Genomic DNA, 15,325 nt, shown 5'->3' on the forward strand with positions numbered 1-15,325 from the left:
TAGATCAGGTCAATAAGGCGTAATCCTGCGTCAGGAACGGATCAACGCTCGCCTCGCCCAGTTCGATGACTCGCCCGTCATCCATGATCCGGCGATAAAAGCTGGGCGCACCCGTCTCATCATACTCAAGATAGATCGAATCCCAGCTTTTGCTGTCGGAGGCGTCGGCCCGGTAATACGCCGCCAATTTTCCGTCCTCGCCATAGCGCCACTGCCGCCAGTCGCCGTCATCCTCTAGCTTCTGACGCTCCCGCGCCTTGCCGGTCTCTTGATCGTACAGCGTGATTTCCGTCTGCCAGTCCAGGGTGTTCGCCGCATCCACGGATTCCCGCCGAACCTTTCGCCCCTCGTCAAAGGTCATCACGGTCTGCGCCCCGTCGTCGTGGGAGATCCGGTGCGCTTGGATCACGCCTTCATCGTCGTATTGCCAATACTTCTGGGTCCAACTCCAGCGGTCACCGAAATCGTCGTAGGTCTTTTCGATGACCTCGCCGCGTCCATTGTAATCCCAGCGCCACTGCATGCCGTCGTCATCGATCCGCAGCGCGCTGGTGTGTTTGCCGTCGCTGTTGAAGTTCTCCATTTGGACGGCCCAATCGAACTGATCGGTGACGTCCATGTGCAGCTCACCGGTCTTGCGACCCGTCTCATCGAAGGTGATCGTCATCTCGCGCCCATCTTGGTAGCGCTCGAAGATCGTCTTCATCTTACCGGTCTCATGGTAGGTGAAGGTCTTGTACCCATCGCCATCGAAGACGACGCGCTGCATTTTCATGCCAGCCTCGTTCAGGGTGTCGATGCGCAGCCGACCATCGTCATATTGGGTCACGTCCTGCCGCACGCGGCCCGCCGTATCCAGGACCCAGGCGCGCAAAGACCAGGAATAATTGCCGCCAAGATCCGTCGCCAAACGCGCCACGTCGACACCGTTCAAGCTGTAGGTCACGTCCGAGGTGCCGTTGCCCCAAATAACCGTCTTGCTCTCAACGCCCATCGGAAGGTCCCGCAGGGACGGTGCAAGTCGCCCAGCGGGAAGGCCCGCCGTCTTCCAGGCTATGGACTGGGACGCGATCAGCGCGATCTCATCGAGTGTCAGGTCGGCGATGGCCGAAAGGTCGGAACGGCGCATGGGGTATCCTTCAGCTCACTGATACGCGAACCGCAGGGCCCGCCCTACGCCTTTCCCAAGCCGCCAGGTCCGCCCAAAGGCAAGAATTAGGAAATTTGAGGACAATTGTCGTGGTTCGCCCGGATTGTTCCCAACACGGGGGGCGCCGGCCCGATCCGTCGCGTCAGCCGCTGAACCGGGCCTTGAGGGCCTCATGCACCGGGGGTGTGACAAAGGACGAGACGTCGCCCCCCAAACGCGCGATTTCTTTCACGAGTTTCGAGGCAATGGCTTGGTGTTCCGCCTCGGCCATCAAGAACACCGTCTCGATCCCGTTGTCCAAAACACGGTTCATGCCAACCATCTGGAATTCGTACTCAAAATCCGCGACGGCGCGCAGGCCGCGCACGATAACCTGCGCCCCGACATCGCGGGCGCAATCGATCAGGAGATTTTCAAACGGATGGGCCACGATTTCGCAGCCTGTGCGGGCGCTCCAATGGGCCGCCTCGGCCTCGACCATGGCCACCCGTTCCTCCAACGTGAACAGCGGGGATTTATCCCGGTTGATCGCCACGCCGATGACAAGCCGATCCACAAGGGTACAGGCCCGTTTGATGATATCGATATGTCCCCGCGTGATCGGGTCGAAGGTTCCCGGATAAAGGCCTGTGCGCATGGGTCGGTCCCTGGGTCTTGGTCGTTCCTCTGGGTTACATGCCGCGCCCCTACGTTCAAGCACCACCCCCTGCGTCATCCGTGCGACCTTTGGATGGGGCCTGATACCGCACCCTAACCCGACGCGCGCCCTTTCCCCGCCGGGCCCGAGGCCTTTCCACGCCAAATCAGGCTCTGCCGGTTGAGGGACAGCAAATCGGCATCCCCCGCCAGAATCGCCCGCGCCAGAACGACACCCTCTCGCAGTACAGCATCCGAGGCGTGGCGATAGGCCGGGCGCTTGGTAATGGTGTCGTACCAAACACCCCTCGTGGCATGGTCCAGCAGAATCCGTTGAAAGCAGTGGTCCAGATGAACCGGCCAGTCCCGACCCCGCAGGCGCGCCGCACGCGGGAGTGTTTCTCGGGTCAGCGTGAGCCAGGCCAACTCTAGCACGTCTCGGTCCATGGCCGAGACCTAGGCGCCAGGCCGCAAAAGAACAGATGCGTCTTGAACCGAGCCGACGTACACCGGCCAGCATGAGCCCCGAAGCCACCCTCCTCTGCGTCAACAGCGTCTTCGTCGCCTTTGCCTTCCTCTGGGTCTATCCCCGCCTCGCGGAACGGCGCCTGCATCTGATGCTTCGGTACGACATCGCCATAACGGGCGCCGCAATGACCGTCGCTGGGCTGCTCTACGGCGGGAAAGGCCTGGGCTTCACGTTTCTCGACCTGCCGTGGTGGGCCTTCTCCCTCCTCAGCTTGGCCGCGTTAGAAATACCCGCCTGGATACTGTTCCTAAACACCAATGGCGTGGACGAAGAGTGATCCGGATTGGACGAACCTAGTGTCCAGAGATCATGGCCTCCAGCGCGTCCTTCTCCATGCTCACCTCGCTGAGCCGCGCCTTGACCACATCGCCCAGCGAGATCAACCCGACAAGCAGCCCGTCTTCCTCGACTGGCATGTGACGGAAGCGGCCGGTCGTCATCCGTTCCAAAACGGCATCGGACCGATCCCCAGGGGCACAGGTCTGCAGGTCGCGCGTCATCAAACTCGCCACGGTTTGCGACAGTACGTCGCCGCCCGTCTTGGCCATTTCGCGCACGATATCACGTTCGGACAGGATCCCCTGCGCACGCCGCCCATCCGCACTAACCACAAGCGCCCCGATCTTACGCGCGCCAAGTTCGGCCACCGCATCGGCAATCGACGCCTCCGGCCCAATGGTCAAAACACCTTGGTTTGATTTCGTAGCGAGGATCTTGGTTACAAACATCTTTTAGCCTCCCGTCCGATCATGCATGTCCTGCCCCAGCGTCGGCCCGCCGCCGCGTCAAGTCAAGCGTACGTGACAGCGACGGTGTTTTGAGCAACGCTCGCAACATGGACGACCTGACTACAGACGACCTGGATGCGCTCGTCGCGCTCCGTCGCGATTTGCATCGGCACCCAGAGGTTTCGGGTGCTGAGGTGGAAACCGCCGCTCGGGTGACTTCTGAACTGCGTGCCCTTGGTATTCGAGAGGTCCACACGGGCCTCGGCGGTCACGGTGTCGCCGCTGTCATCCAGGGACGATCCTCTGGCCCGACCGTCCTGTTGCGATGCGAGTTGGACGCCCTGCCCATCCAAGAGGCCGGGGCCCCAGACTGGGTCAGCACCCGACCGGGGACGGCACACCTTTGCGGCCATGATGGGCATATGGCATGCCTATTCGGCGCAGCGCGCCTGTTGTCTCGCCAGCCACCGCCCCGAGGCCGCGTGATCTTGCTGTTTCAACCCGCCGAAGAGATTGGGACAGGGGCCATTGCCGTTTGTAGTGACCCACGATTTGAAGCCTTGAAACCCGATTGGGCCTTCGCACTCCACAATCTACCCGACATTCCAAGGGGCCAAGCCCACGTGCCACAAGGTTTGGTCAGCGCGCCGTCTGTTGGGCTGCTCTTGCAACTGAGCGGGCTCGAAGCCCACGCCAGTACGCCAGAGGCGGGCCGAAGCCCGGCGCCCGCCGTCGCCCAACTGATGGACGCCCTACCCGCGCTATCCCATGGCACGTTTCCGGCGCCTGACTTTAAGCTAGTGACCCTCTGCCATGCCGCGCTGGGCACACCGGCATTTGGCATCGCCCCGGGCCAGGCGGAGATGCGCGTGACATGCAGGACCACCTCCGACGCGGATCTTGAGGGGCTGGTTCAGGATGTCCAAGCCCTGGCCCAGGATGCCGCGTCCCGCCAGGGCCTCGACCTCAAGGTTACACATCAAGATCCCTTCCTGGCCGGAATCAACGATCCGAAGGCAGCCGCAATCCTGACCGAGGCGGCACAGGACGTGGGCCTTAGCGTTTCGTCCGGGACGCCGCTGCGCGCTTCGGAAGACTTTGGTCGGTTTGGTCACGGAGCGCGCGCGGCGATGCTGTTGCTCGGGGCCGGACCAGGTCCCATGCTGCATCACCCAGAGTACGATTTTGACGACGGCTTGATTGCCCCCGGCGCGACCTTGCTGGCAAATGGGGCCCGCCTGGCCCTGGCGGCGCAAAAATCTTGACCCAAGACTTTTTCAAGACTTTTCATCGAAAAGTCTTGCCCCCTCCAACCGCGCCACCTCCCGACGGACCCCATCGGCCAGAAGGTTCGCCGTGCGGGTGACCAATGTTCCACCAGCGTCGCCATGGCGCACCAGATGAAACGCGCGGCGTAAGCGCACCGCCTCCCGCAAAAGAGGCACCAAGTCCGGATCAGCGGCGAACATGAAATCATGGATAACGCCTATCCCCGCACCCGCTCGGATCATGCCCAATTGCACGGCTGCGGAGTTTGAGGCCAGACCCGGCGCTTCCGCGCCCACATCCGCGAGGTAGTCCAGATCCGCATCGAAGATCATATCGGGGATGTAGCCGACAATGCGGTGTGACCGCAGGTCGGACCGGTCCCGCAGCGGCGGGGCAGACGACAGATAGCTGCGATGCGCCGCCAAGCTGAGCCCATACTCACAGAGCTTGCGCACCATCAGACGCCCCGCCTTGGGCGGCGACACGGTAATGGCAAGATCCGCCTCCCGTCGGCTCAGGTCGAACACGCGGGGCAGCGCCACAAGCTCTAGTGTTAGGGCGGGGTTCGCCTCAGATAGGCGGGCAAACACCTGAGGTAGAACGTGGTTGGCGATCCCATCGGGCGCGCCAACGCGCACCCGACCGGCCAGCGCTTCACCACCGGCCATGGCCGCGACGCCACCACGGGCACTGTCTGCCATGGCCTCCGCATGGGGCAGCAGTCGGTGCCCCGCATCGGTCAGCGCATAACCTCGAGGGGATTTCAGAAACAGCGCCGCGCCCGCCGCCGTCTCCAACCGCGCGATCCGACGGCTCAAGGTGGCGGGATCCAACCGCAGGCCGGGTGCCGCCTCCGCCAAGGAGCCTGTCCGCGCCACGGCAAGAAAAATGCGCATGTCGTCCCAGTCCATCGGCACTCCTTGCAAATTTGCAAGATCACCCTGCTCAGTTACGCCTATGACCGCAAGATCCGAGGCGTCTAACCTACCCGCAAACACAAAGGGAGCGTTCAGATGCAGCAGATCGGACATTGGATCGAGGGAACTGAGGTCAACGGTGGCGATCGCCATGCGGAGGTGTTCAACCCAGCCACGGGTGAGGTGCAGGCCCATGTGGCGCTGGCCACTTCCGATGACTTGGACCGCGCCGTCACCGTGGCCGCAGCCGCCCAGCCGGATTGGGCCGCCACGAACCCCCAGCGCCGGGCCCGTGTGCTGATGAAGTTCGTGGATCTGCTCCACCGCGACATGGACAAGCTGGCCGAGGCCCTGTCCCGCGAGCACGGCAAGACCCTGCCCGACGCCAAGGGCGACGTCATCCGGGGTTTGGAGGTCGTGGAGTTCTGCATCGGTGCGCCCCACCATCTAAAGGGCGAGTTCACCGATAGCGCAGGCCCCGGCATCGACATGTATTCCATGCGCCAACCGCTGGGCGTGACGGCGGGGATTACCCCGTTCAACTTCCCGGCCATGATCCCGATGTGGATGTTCGCACCCGCCATCGCCTGCGGCAACGCGTTCATTCTGAAACCGTCTGAACGCGACCCAAGCGTTCCCATGATGCTGGCCGCGTTGCTGGAAGAGGCGGGCCTGCCGAAGGGCATCCTGCAGGTGGTGAACGGCGACAAGGTGGCGGTTGACGCCATTCTGGATCACCCAGTCATTCAGTCGGTGGGCTTTGTGGGGTCCACCCCCATCGCGGCCTACATCTACGAACGGGCCAGCGCGAACGGCAAGCGGGCCCAATGCTTTGGCGGCGCAAAGAACCACATGATCGTCATGCCCGATGCGGATATGGACCAAGCCGCCGACGCGCTGGTGGGCGCGGGCTTTGGCGCGGCGGGGGAACGCTGCATGGCGATTTCGGTCGCCGTGCCCGTGGGCGAGGAAACCGCCGACCGCCTGATCGAAAAGCTTGTCCCGCGGATCGAAGCGTTGAAGGTCGGGCCCTACACGGCGGGCGACGATGTGGACTTTGGCCCAGTGGTCACAGCCGCCGCAAAGACCAACATTCACCGCCTGATCCAAACCGGGATCGACCAAGGCGCCGAACTGGTCGTCGATGGCCGTGACTTCAAAATGCAGGGTTATGAGGACGGCTTCTTTGTCGGCGCCCATTTGTTCGACCGCGTGACCAAGGACATGGACATCTACACGACCGAAATCTTCGGGCCTGTCCTTTCGACCGTGCGCGCCAAAACCTACGAGGAGGCCCTCGGCCTCGCCATGGACCACGAATATGGCAACGGCACCGCTATCTTCACGCGGGATGGCGATACGGCACGCGACTTCGCAAAGCGGGTGAACGTCGGCATGGTGGGGATCAATTTGCCCATCCCGGTCCCACTGGCGTACCACACGTTCGGTGGTTGGAAGAAATCCATGTTCGGCGATCTCAACCAGCACGGGCCGGACGCCTTCAAATTCTATACCCGGACCAAGACCGTAACGGCGCGGTGGCCTTCGGGGATCAAAGAGGGTGGGGAATTCTCGATCCCCGTGATGGAGTAATTAGCACCCCTCGACTGGAGGCCCCGCGCCTCCCCTCCCGACCCATAGACCGAGAGCAAAATCATGGCTGCCCGCTTGGGCGGCCATTTTCGTTAGCGGTTAGTCAGGGCCGTCTCAAGCATCACAACCAGGGTAATCGCGCTCGTCAGGATCATTCCAGTCAGCATGTCGTCGCCTTTCGTAAGTGCCTTTGTTCGGTCGAAATCTCGACCTGTCTTGGCCTTACCTTAGCCTGGTCTTGCCCAGATCTGGCGGCGAAAGTGGCTCCCCTAGGTCAGAAAATGTGTCCCATTGTCCGCCATGCAACGGCAAAGGCGCTGCGCGTCGGTCAACGTTTCCATTTCCGTCGATTAGGGCCAATGCAGCTTGGGGTCGCCCGGCAGAATCGGGCAGAATCTGGACACCGTCGAACCAGCGCGAATTGTGGCTAAACCGTGGCAAACGCTGTCGGATTTCTGCTCGCGGGCCTCGGATGAGGGCTTCGCAGCCGAAATAATGGCAGTCGAAAAGCGCAGCCGAGAACCGGTGCAGAGGTGGGAAGCATGCACCGGCGGATGTACAATACTATTGAGAGCGAAACGCGCAGCGCCATCGGGCCAATAGGCGGCGGGCCCCAAGGAACGCCTAGCCGCGCATTAACAGTCCGGTGCCGTCGACCGCGTCGGCAAAAGCCGAGACATCAAGAACACACGGGGCCGACGCTAGACCGCCTGCGCGACCCTCCTGACCGTCCCAGGCTTACGAAGCGGACCCCGCCATCCGGGAGTGACGCATCCGCCGAAGGTCTTCGGCGCTTTGACGCTGGTTTGCCGCCCCGACGGGCACTGCGGGCATATCGCTGACGCGGTTGGACCGCTCGATATCCGAAGTCCGACCAGGGCCGAAGCGATTGCGGTGCATATCCCCAGGCGCAGCCAAAAGGATCAGCAGGATCAACCAACCGACAAACGGCACCAGGCAGACCCAGTACCACCATCCGCTCCGGTCCGTGTCATGGAGGCGGCGGACCGTGACCGCCCACCCCGCAACGGTCGGCCAAATCGCGAGCACCGAGAGGATCGCGAAATAGGTCACCTGTGACGCGGCGATAGACCCCAAATCTGGAAAGGGCGGCGGAACCACCTCGGAAAACGTCCGGTAAGCCGTCGCAACCGCGTCTGCCTGCGCCTGTTGGTACGCTTCAAAGGCGTGAACATAGGGCATCACCAGGGGAACCATGGCCGCTGTTAATGCAACGGTCTGGAACGCGGTAAACCACCAGAACTCGGAGGGTGCAGCACGGCCCGCCCATGTAAATGGACGCGTCATACAAGTCAGCGTGGCCTTGATAGGTCCCATGGTGCGCCTCCGGTGTCGCTCTGCGGGACTGTCACAGCGGAATGGGGCAGCGGTCGGGCCATGCCGCAGCGCTTTGTCGGCGATTTACCGCCCAATGTGTCGAATGGCCCGCGAATATGTGAACGCGCGGGCACTTTTCGCCTGGGACCCGCGTTGGTATCACGCCTTGACCGGACGAAGGAGTTATCGATGAGCCGCCGTACAACCCGTCGCAGCCTCCTGTTGGGGGCCACCGCCGCCCTCGCCGCGCCGACCCTTCTGCGCGCGCAAGAGACCCCTCGCCAATATACCGCCGAACAATTTGGCGGCGTGACCGGCCCGACCGAGACGCGGCGCAACACGGCCAGCTTCCAGCGGATCGACTGGCGCGACCACTTCTCGAGCTTGGGCAAGGCCACGATTGTCTGCGATACCTCCAGCCGGGCGCTGCATTTCTGGGATGCCACTGGCAACGATTACCGCCTCTATCCCACCTCCGTTCCCATGACCGATGAGCTGACCCGCACCGGATACACCGAGATCGTCCGGAAAAAGGTTGGCCCCACCTGGACGCCCACCGCGAACATGCGCGCGCGGGACCCTTCCCTGCCGGAGTTCATGGAAGCGGGCCCGGGCAACCCCCTGGGCACCCATGCCATGTACCTGTCCTGGCCCGCCTACTTGATCCACGGCACCCATGACACGCGCAAAATCGGACGTCGGTCATCATCCGGGTGCATTGGGCTTTACAACGAAAAGATCGCTGAGCTGTTCTCCATCACGCCGATTGGGACCCAAGTTCGTTTGATCTGACCTTGGGAAATGCGGGTCGAAGGTCTTTGCCTCGCCGCAAAGGTCGTCACTTACCGTACAGACCTGTTTCTAGGATCGGCGTGCTCAACCTGTGTCCTAAGGTCAATCGCCCGGACACTTGGGTGAACCCCACAGGTAGAGCGTGAGTGCCGGACACCTCATCAGTGTTACCTCTTGATGAAGCAATCGCTTGATCTGGTAGCCCCACGAAACTGCCGACCGTTAAAGTGTGGACATCTGAGCGGTTAACAGGGGCACGATAGGAGCACTAGGCAGAGAGGGGCCGCAACGTCCTTCGTCCTTGCCAGCCCGCAAGCGGCGCCCGTGTCGCTGCGGTATTCGTGTCGCTCTTGAGCGCCAAGCGCGCCAAATGCGGGCGGGGCGTCTCGTGACGCTGGATCTGGCCATGGCAGCTTATGTGGTCACTGCTAAGGAAGCAGTGCGGGATCGGGACGCGGACGCGCTGGTGATTGCCAAACGTCTGCTCCGGCTGCTCTAGACAGCGCCTGGAGCCTGGGTCCCGTGAGCGTTCAACGGGCCGCACGCCAAACCCTTCAAAGCCTGATGACAGCCGCCGTGCGAGGAGACTCGGCCGCCGCCGAGAGCTTTGCGCGTGGCCTCCGCGACGCCACGCCCGCCGCCGCCCGCGCCATGGCCCAGGCCACGCGTTCTGCCGCGCGGGTCAATACCTCCGATACGCGCACTGCCGAGACCGCCGCGCGCACCGCTGGCGGGCGCGCCCTGGGCGGCGGCGTCACCGCCGGGCGCGTCTATGAGATCGGCGAGCAAGGCCGCGAGTTGTTTATGCCGGGCGTCTCCGGCCAAGTGGTGGCGAACCGTATCTTGCGGGAGCTGGCCAGCCCGGTGGTGGAGGCCCCGGCGGGGCAACCGGAGCTTGGTCTCTTCGCACCGCAGGCGGCGAGCCTCGATCCGGTAACCTGGTCCGAGACCTCAAGCGCGTCCCAGTTCGAGAGCCGCCACGACCTGACTGAGGTCCGGCAAACGGCCTTGATCGCCCGCGCGATCCAGACGTTGGAGACGATCCAGGACCAGACCCTGCAGTCCCATTCGCTTGAAGAGAACATGCGATTTGAGAAGCAGGTATCAGACCTCTCTGCGCGGACGCTCCAACAAACCGAGACACTGGTAAGCGAGGCCCGGTTCGACAGTCGTCGTGATCTGTTCGAGACAGACTTGGTTGGCAGAACGCTCCGGCAAGCGGAGGACCTCACCAGAGTTGCCGAGATCGCGCAGCCGACGGCACTGCGGGGGATCGAGGAACTGGCCCCACGCGCGCTCTTGCAGGACCATGATCCAATCCTGGCCGCATCAAAGACCACGGGACTGCTGTCCGCGATCCGCCCGCCGGATCTACCCGTCAATCGGGAGGTTTTGGAGACCCTACGGACAGTGGGGCAAACGTTGATCACCGAGGCGACCAACGCGGCGGAGGCTCCGCCGATCATAGGCTCGGACGGGTTTCGCGGGCTGCCAGATCTAACCGTCAACAGCGAAGTCATTGAGACCCTTCAGGCGGTCGCGCAGACCATCATCACACGCGCAACGGACACCACTCTGTCCGATCACCGGGATCGCACCCTCACGCTGTCCGACCTGACGGAGCGCACTGCCGTTGCCACAGCCCGCATCGACCGAGGACAGGCCAACGTCGCGGCCCCGGGGACGGTGCGCCATGGCGCCTCCTTCGGCGATGTGCATTTCCATCTGTCGGTCGCCCCCGGCGCAGACCCCAGGGAGATCGCGCGGGCCGCTTATGCCGAGTTGCAGCGCTTGGCCGCGCAGCCTCGGAACACGGCGCTCCACGATGGGGGCGACCATGATTTCTAGCTTCGTCATGATGTGGCTCGGCGCCTTTCGATTTGGCGCCTCCAGGCCCTCCCACGACAAGATCCGCCAGACCAGCACCTACCGCTGGGAGCCGGTGGATCTGGTCGGGCGCAGGCCCCAGCTGCACTTCCTCGGCCCCGGCGAGGAGACCATGGCCCTGGAGGGCACCATCCATCCGCACTTTCGCGGCGGCCTTCGCCAGGTGGAGGCCATGCGCGCCCAGGCCGCCCTCGGCCTGCCCATGCTCATGGGCGACGGCCTGGGCTTCGTGCTGGGCCATTGGGTCATCGCGGGCGTCGAGGACCAGCGCAGCTATCTGATGGCCGATGGCGCCCCCCGCCAGATCGACTTCACCCTCAATCTGGTCCGCGCGCCAGGCCTGCTAGGATAATCCGATGACCCGCCGATACACCACGGGACACCTGTCTGAGCCTCTGGACCGCATCGCCCGCGACCAGGTCGGGGCCGAGACCGATGTGACGGCCATCCTCGACCTCAACCCCGGCCTGTCGGAGACCGGCGCCATGGTCCCGCCGCGCACCACCCTCCTGCTGCCCGCGCGCGCCGACCGCACCCTGGCCACGCCGCGCCGGTTGTTCGGCTGATGCGCCCCCGGGCGGAGATCCTGCTGGACGGGCAGCCCGTCGCCTCGGCCTTCTACTCCGTGCTGACGTCGGTCCATGTGACCGACGAGCTGGGCATCGAGAGCGATACCGTGACCCTTGTCCTCGACGAGGGCCGGGGCGAGATCGCCCTGCCCCGTCCCGGCGCCCGGATCGACGTGCGGCTGGGGTTTCTCGAACAGGGGCTCCACCGCATGGGGACCTTTGCGGTGGACGCCGTCTCCGGCTCTGGCCCGGTGGCGAAGCTGACCCTCTCCGGCACGGCCATCGACCTGGGCAGCCCCATCCGCCAGGCCAAAACGCGGTCCTGGGAAGCCCAAACCCTGCGCCAGATCACCGACACCATCGCCAGCGAAGCGGGCCTGCGTCCGGTCGTGTCGGACGACCTCGCCGATACCTTCTACGCCATGGTGGCCCAGACCGCAGAGAGCGACCTGCACCTTCTGACCCGCCTGGCCCGCCCCCTGGACGCCGTGGCCAAGGCCGCCGACGGGCGCCTGATCCTGGCCAAACTGGGCACCGGGCGCGATGCCAGCGGCGCGGCCTTGGCGCCCGTTCCCGTCACCCGCCGCGACCTGACCGAATGGACCTGGTCCGAGGAGGAGCGCGAGAAGATGGGCCGCGTCCGCGCCCGCTGGCAGGACCTCGCCATGGGCCGCGACGAGGTCGTGGAGGTCGGCGACGGAGACCCCGTCAAGGACCTGCGGAAGGTCCATGCCACCCGGGCCGAGGCCGAGCGCGCCGCCGCCGCCGAGCTGGACCGGTCCCGGCGCGGGGACCTGCGCATTCACTGCCGAGGGCGGTTCCAGCCGGGCCTCTTCGCCGGTGGCCAGGTGGATCTGCGGGGCCTGCGCTCCACCCTCGACGGGATCGGCGATGTCCGCTCGGTGACCCACCATCTGGGCGGGGCCTTGACCACCGCCTTTACGGTCAGCCGCAGAAAGTCTTCAGGGTGATGGGGCCTGTCCCCGGTCGCTACCCCTGCGGTCATTGGAGGTGCCCATGACGACGACGATCCCCGTGTCCAACGCCTGGCCGGACCAGCCCCAAGTGCTGGCCGAGGCCGACACCAGCGGCGCCCTGATCAACACCGGCGGGCGGCGCATCCGCTGGATCACCAGCGCCGCCGGTGCCCCTCCGCCCGTCGCCCCCCGCCACGCGGATATTCTGCTGCCCAACGAACGGATCCCCGTGATCCTCGTCGCAGGCGCGCGCATCTGGCTGGCCTTCGACGCCTCCGGCCCAGCCGAGACCACCATCGCCGCCACCTGGCACGTGGCCCCCTGATGTTCGGCCATCCCTTCGGCAGCCGGGGGACACGCCCCCTTCAGATCTCGGGCACCTTCCGCGTCGGCGAGACCATCACCGCCATCGTCCCAAACGGCGCAACCGTCGCCTGGCACCGCGACGGCTCCCCCATCCCAGGCGCCACAGACCTGACCTACACCCTGGTCGATGCCGACGCCGGAACCACTACAAGCTACGTCGTCACACACACCATCCTCGGCGGACAGGTCGTGGCGGTCACCGTCGATGCCGCCACCGGGCAGGCCACCTCAGTGGATGTTACGGCTGGCCCGCTCACCGAGACGTTCACCTTCAATCAGCCGGTCGATTACATCCTGGTCCAGGACGGCACCTTGGCGGTGCGCGATCCCGTCGGGCTGACCATCGACCGATCCACCGCGCCTGGCACCATCAGGGACACCACGGGGGAGACGCAGTTCGACATCCATGGCGCCATGATCAATCCGCCCGCGCTCGATGACACAATGGCCCAGGCCTGGGACGCGCGGGCCGGGTCTTATGTGCCATCTGAAGCGGTCACCTTCCCCGCCGCCATGTCCGCAGGCGACGTCCTGGTCGCAAGCGTCGGCAGCACCTACCAGCCAGATGGAACCAACGGCATTCGCTGGGGCTGCATCCAACGCAGCTTCTACGTCTACGTCGTCTCCGAGTTGCCCGCGTTCGAGAGCATCTCGCCCAGCCCATTCTTCTGGCCGGGCCGGACCGAGCAACCCTACCATTCCTGCGACGTGGACGCCTGGCTGGACGCGGTCGAAGCCCGGGGACCGAACGGCCAAGCCTTCGATATGACATTCGTCGATTTGCCGGATCTGGCGGCCTACATTGAGCGCATCGACCGCCTGGAGTTATGGGGCCACACCAACCGCAATTCCGGCATGAACGGCTATGAGACGCTGACAACCCGCGAACGGGGCGATGGCAGCAATTACGGTGGCAACCTCCAGCCTTTGGAAGAAACGGGCGCGTTCAATATCCTCGGCAACGTCGCCCCCCGTGCCCTAAAGAAGCGCGCCGCAATCTCAATGATCGCCAATGGCGTCCACCTCCACGATGCCCGCAAATTTACCGGCACTCCAATCCGGGGCGAAGGCGCGCATAGTCAATTCCAATTGTTCCCCGTCATTACCGCCTTATCGGCGCTTGGTCGGACTGCCGAGATTGCGGATCTGCCCACCGTGCTGGGAACCAATCCGCTTTTGACCTGCAAGATCGCGGATCAGCCCTTTGTCGACAGCTTGGCGCCACACACCGATTATCAAAAGCCCCATACCAGCCGCATCCGCACGATCCTCGATATTCTCCAAGATGGGGAAGGCAATACCTGGTTTACCTTCGAGTATTATCGCGATGCCGACGAGGGCGATCCGGTTCGCGTTAATTTTGACCAACTCCTTTGCACTCGCGTGAGCGACGGCATTCAAACCACAATTCGCACTACGCAATCCAAAAACCGGGGGGACGTGGCAGGAGCGCCATTCCAGTATCAAACAGCCGCTGGCGCCGGAGAGCGCTATTCCGTCCAGGTGACTGGCGGAGATTTGGCGCAATTCCAGATTGGCGATCAGATTGTCTGTCTGTCACCCAATCCGCCCCAAATTGGGGACGTCTATTGGCTCCTCGAACCGACGGCGGCCTATTCTTATAATCCGTCGCCGTCGGCGCCTTATATGAATGTGAATGACTTCGCATCCCTTGTGGCCTATGCGGAAGCCTTGGGCGTCATCCCGGACGTGCCTGCGTGGCACGCGCTGAAGGCATTCGTCACATTAAGCAACCAGCCAGATTATCCGTCCGCGACCTTCGATTGGCCGACCCAATTCGGGCCGACATTCGGGCACGACCTCACATCGACGTTCTGGGCAAACCATGCCGGGTTCCTGGGCCTCGCCAATGAAGCCGCAAGCCTCGATAGCCCAGCGACACTCGGCACGGCCTATTTCGTGATCCCGCGCCCAGCGCCAAATACCACCCGCGCCCGGTTCCGCGTCACATTCCGCCTGGTCGAAAGCACCTCCACCAATGACTACCTAGTCGGTCAGGTCAGCGCGGGCGGCCTCCGGTTCAGCGGCGGGTCCGAGGCCAGTATCACCGCGCTAGAGGACGGCAACGGCGATCCGGTCATCTACGGCGCCACAGCGGTCTCGACCGAGCTGACCATCGGCGTCGTCTATGACGTTGAAGTGGACATCGACCACGACGCAGGCACCGTCACCACATCGCTGGGCGGAGACGTGATCGAGACGCTGCCGATCACAGCCGCAAACCCGACCCTTCAAACCAACCGGGACTTCGTCGTCTTCAGCCGGACCGGCAACGGCCAGAGCTTCCCAGCCACCACAGAGTTCCAAGTCGTAACCCTCGACACCTGGACCGACGGTGTCCAAACCCGCGTCCTCGACATCGACACAAGCCGAGACAGCCTCGCCGCCATCAATGCGCTCCCCGAAATCAGAGGCGCCGTCACACAGGGTTAAACACCCCGTTTAACGCCCCCAAACAGGAGGACCCGCAAAAATCAAATGTTGCAAAGGTCACTGTCCCGCAGTGCAAAGGTAACTGTCCCGCTACACGCAGTGCAAAGGTAACTGTCCCGC

The 15,325-nt window shown here is 63.8% G+C and carries 16 protein-coding genes; 10 read left to right on the forward strand and 6 right to left on the reverse strand.

Features of this window, described 5'->3' with window-relative positions:
• Nucleotides 1-4: 4 nt before the first annotated feature.
• From K5R33_RS14230 to K5R33_RS14240, 3 genes are all read right to left on the reverse strand, one after another.
• Complete coding sequence (locus K5R33_RS14230) at nt 5-1,129, reverse strand: hypothetical protein (protein WP_220749728.1); 1,125 nt, start codon at nt 1,127-1,129, stop codon at nt 5-7.
• Between the two features lie 163 nt (nt 1,130-1,292).
• Nucleotides 1,293-1,787 carry a pantetheine-phosphate adenylyltransferase gene (gene coaD, locus K5R33_RS14235; protein WP_220749729.1) on the reverse strand — a complete coding sequence of 165 codons (495 nt, stop codon included), beginning with the start codon at nt 1,785-1,787 and terminating at the stop codon, nt 1,293-1,295.
• A gap of 113 nt (nt 1,788-1,900) precedes the next feature.
• Entirely contained in the window at nt 1,901-2,233 is a 333-nt protein-coding gene (locus K5R33_RS14240) for a hypothetical protein (protein ID WP_220749730.1), read from the reverse strand.
• Between the two features lie 35 nt (nt 2,234-2,268).
• Here K5R33_RS14240 and K5R33_RS14245 point away from each other — a divergent pair, with 35 nt between their 5' ends.
• The gene (locus K5R33_RS14245) at nt 2,269-2,592 is read left to right on the forward strand and encodes a hypothetical protein (RefSeq protein WP_220749731.1); all 324 of its coding nucleotides are present in this window, start codon (nt 2,269-2,271) and stop codon (nt 2,590-2,592) included.
• 16 nt (nt 2,593-2,608) lie between these two features.
• Here K5R33_RS14245 and K5R33_RS14250 read toward each other — a convergent pair whose 3' ends face one another.
• A complete protein-coding gene (locus tag K5R33_RS14250) occupies nt 2,609-3,043 on the reverse strand; it encodes a CBS domain-containing protein (RefSeq protein ID WP_220749732.1) in 435 nt (144 codons plus the stop codon).
• Nucleotides 3,044-3,150: 107 nt separating this feature from the next.
• Between K5R33_RS14250 and K5R33_RS14255 the strand changes: the two genes are divergently transcribed.
• Nucleotides 3,151-4,308, forward strand: a complete 1,158-nt coding sequence (locus K5R33_RS14255) for an amidohydrolase (RefSeq protein WP_220749733.1) — start codon at nt 3,151-3,153, stop codon at nt 4,306-4,308.
• 12 nt (nt 4,309-4,320) lie between these two features.
• On the opposite strand, the gene K5R33_RS14260 is transcribed toward K5R33_RS14255, so the two are convergent.
• Nucleotides 4,321-5,223 carry a LysR family transcriptional regulator gene (locus K5R33_RS14260; RefSeq protein ID WP_220749734.1) on the reverse strand — a complete coding sequence of 301 codons (903 nt, stop codon included), beginning with the start codon at nt 5,221-5,223 and terminating at the stop codon, nt 4,321-4,323.
• 102 nt (nt 5,224-5,325) lie between these two features.
• On the opposite strand from K5R33_RS14260, the gene K5R33_RS14265 reads away from it, so the two are divergent.
• Nucleotides 5,326-6,822, forward strand: coding sequence for a CoA-acylating methylmalonate-semialdehyde dehydrogenase (locus K5R33_RS14265; RefSeq protein WP_220749735.1), 1,497 nt, complete (start codon nt 5,326-5,328; stop codon nt 6,820-6,822).
• Between the two features lie 738 nt (nt 6,823-7,560).
• On the opposite strand, the gene K5R33_RS14270 is transcribed toward K5R33_RS14265, so the two are convergent.
• Nucleotides 7,561-8,160: a DUF805 domain-containing protein gene (locus K5R33_RS14270; RefSeq protein ID WP_220749736.1), complete on the reverse strand. Its 600-nt coding sequence runs from the start codon at nt 8,158-8,160 to the stop codon at nt 7,561-7,563.
• A gap of 189 nt (nt 8,161-8,349) precedes the next feature.
• On the opposite strand from K5R33_RS14270, the gene K5R33_RS14275 reads away from it, so the two are divergent.
• From K5R33_RS14275 to K5R33_RS14305, 7 genes are all read left to right on the forward strand, one after another.
• Entirely contained in the window at nt 8,350-8,952 is a 603-nt protein-coding gene (locus K5R33_RS14275) for a L,D-transpeptidase (RefSeq protein WP_220749737.1), read from the forward strand.
• A 522-nt stretch (nt 8,953-9,474) separates the two neighbouring features.
• Nucleotides 9,475-10,800, forward strand: coding sequence for a hypothetical protein (locus K5R33_RS14280; protein ID WP_220749738.1), 1,326 nt, complete (start codon nt 9,475-9,477; stop codon nt 10,798-10,800).
• Nucleotides 10,790-11,191 (forward strand): phage tail protein, encoded by a 402-nt coding sequence (locus K5R33_RS14285; RefSeq protein WP_220749739.1) that lies wholly within the window; start codon nt 10,790-10,792, stop codon nt 11,189-11,191. The genes K5R33_RS14280 and K5R33_RS14285 overlap by 11 nt, the downstream gene beginning before the upstream one ends.
• A gap of 4 nt (nt 11,192-11,195) precedes the next feature.
• Nucleotides 11,196-11,405 carry a tail protein X gene (locus tag K5R33_RS14290; RefSeq protein ID WP_220749740.1) on the forward strand — a complete coding sequence of 70 codons (210 nt, stop codon included), beginning with the start codon at nt 11,196-11,198 and terminating at the stop codon, nt 11,403-11,405.
• On the forward strand, nt 11,405-12,379 hold the full coding sequence (locus K5R33_RS14295; RefSeq protein WP_220749741.1) for a phage late control D family protein: 975 nt from the start codon (nt 11,405-11,407) through the stop codon (nt 12,377-12,379). Before K5R33_RS14290 ends, K5R33_RS14295 begins: the two co-directional genes overlap by 1 nt.
• A 46-nt stretch (nt 12,380-12,425) precedes the next feature.
• Complete coding sequence (locus K5R33_RS14300; RefSeq protein WP_220749742.1) at nt 12,426-12,710, forward strand: hypothetical protein; 285 nt, start codon at nt 12,426-12,428, stop codon at nt 12,708-12,710.
• Nucleotides 12,710-15,205 carry a hypothetical protein gene (locus K5R33_RS14305; RefSeq protein WP_220749743.1) on the forward strand — a complete coding sequence of 832 codons (2,496 nt, stop codon included), beginning with the start codon at nt 12,710-12,712 and terminating at the stop codon, nt 15,203-15,205. The genes K5R33_RS14300 and K5R33_RS14305 overlap by 1 nt, the downstream gene beginning before the upstream one ends.
• Nucleotides 15,206-15,325: the final 120 nt, after the last annotated feature.

The organism is Jannaschia pagri, assembly GCF_019655435.1.
In the GTDB taxonomy this organism is placed as follows: domain Bacteria; phylum Pseudomonadota; class Alphaproteobacteria; order Rhodobacterales; family Rhodobacteraceae; genus Jannaschia; species Jannaschia pagri.

Excerpts from the sequence above, each read along its gene's own strand:
- K5R33_RS14265 (WP_220749735.1), top strand. The coding sequence starts at position 5,326 with ATGCAGCAGATCGGACATTGGATCGAGGGAACTGAGGTCAACGGTGGC.
- K5R33_RS14285 (WP_220749739.1), top strand. The coding sequence starts at position 10,790 with ATGATTTCTAGCTTCGTCATGATGTGGCTCGGCGCCTTTCGATTTGGC.
- K5R33_RS14270 (WP_220749736.1), bottom strand. The coding sequence starts at position 8,160 with ATGGGACCTATCAAGGCCACGCTGACTTGTATGACGCGTCCATTTACA.
- coaD (WP_220749729.1), bottom strand. The coding sequence starts at position 1,787 with ATGCGCACAGGCCTTTATCCGGGAACCTTCGACCCGATCACGCGGGGA.
- K5R33_RS14275 (WP_220749737.1), top strand. The coding sequence starts at position 8,350 with ATGAGCCGCCGTACAACCCGTCGCAGCCTCCTGTTGGGGGCCACCGCC.
- K5R33_RS14300 (WP_220749742.1), top strand. The coding sequence starts at position 12,426 with ATGACGACGACGATCCCCGTGTCCAACGCCTGGCCGGACCAGCCCCAA.
- K5R33_RS14255 (WP_220749733.1), top strand. The coding sequence starts at position 3,151 with ATGGACGACCTGACTACAGACGACCTGGATGCGCTCGTCGCGCTCCGT.
- K5R33_RS14290 (WP_220749740.1), top strand. The coding sequence starts at position 11,196 with ATGACCCGCCGATACACCACGGGACACCTGTCTGAGCCTCTGGACCGC.
- K5R33_RS14245 (WP_220749731.1), top strand. The coding sequence starts at position 2,269 with ATGCGTCTTGAACCGAGCCGACGTACACCGGCCAGCATGAGCCCCGAA.
- K5R33_RS14230 (WP_220749728.1), bottom strand. The coding sequence starts at position 1,129 with ATGCGCCGTTCCGACCTTTCGGCCATCGCCGACCTGACACTCGATGAG.
- K5R33_RS14240 (WP_220749730.1), bottom strand. The coding sequence starts at position 2,233 with ATGGACCGAGACGTGCTAGAGTTGGCCTGGCTCACGCTGACCCGAGAA.
- K5R33_RS14260 (WP_220749734.1), bottom strand. The coding sequence starts at position 5,223 with ATGGACTGGGACGACATGCGCATTTTTCTTGCCGTGGCGCGGACAGGC.
- K5R33_RS14250 (WP_220749732.1), bottom strand. The coding sequence starts at position 3,043 with ATGTTTGTAACCAAGATCCTCGCTACGAAATCAAACCAAGGTGTTTTG.
- K5R33_RS14295 (WP_220749741.1), top strand. The coding sequence starts at position 11,405 with ATGCGCCCCCGGGCGGAGATCCTGCTGGACGGGCAGCCCGTCGCCTCG.
- K5R33_RS14305 (WP_220749743.1), top strand. The coding sequence starts at position 12,710 with ATGTTCGGCCATCCCTTCGGCAGCCGGGGGACACGCCCCCTTCAGATC.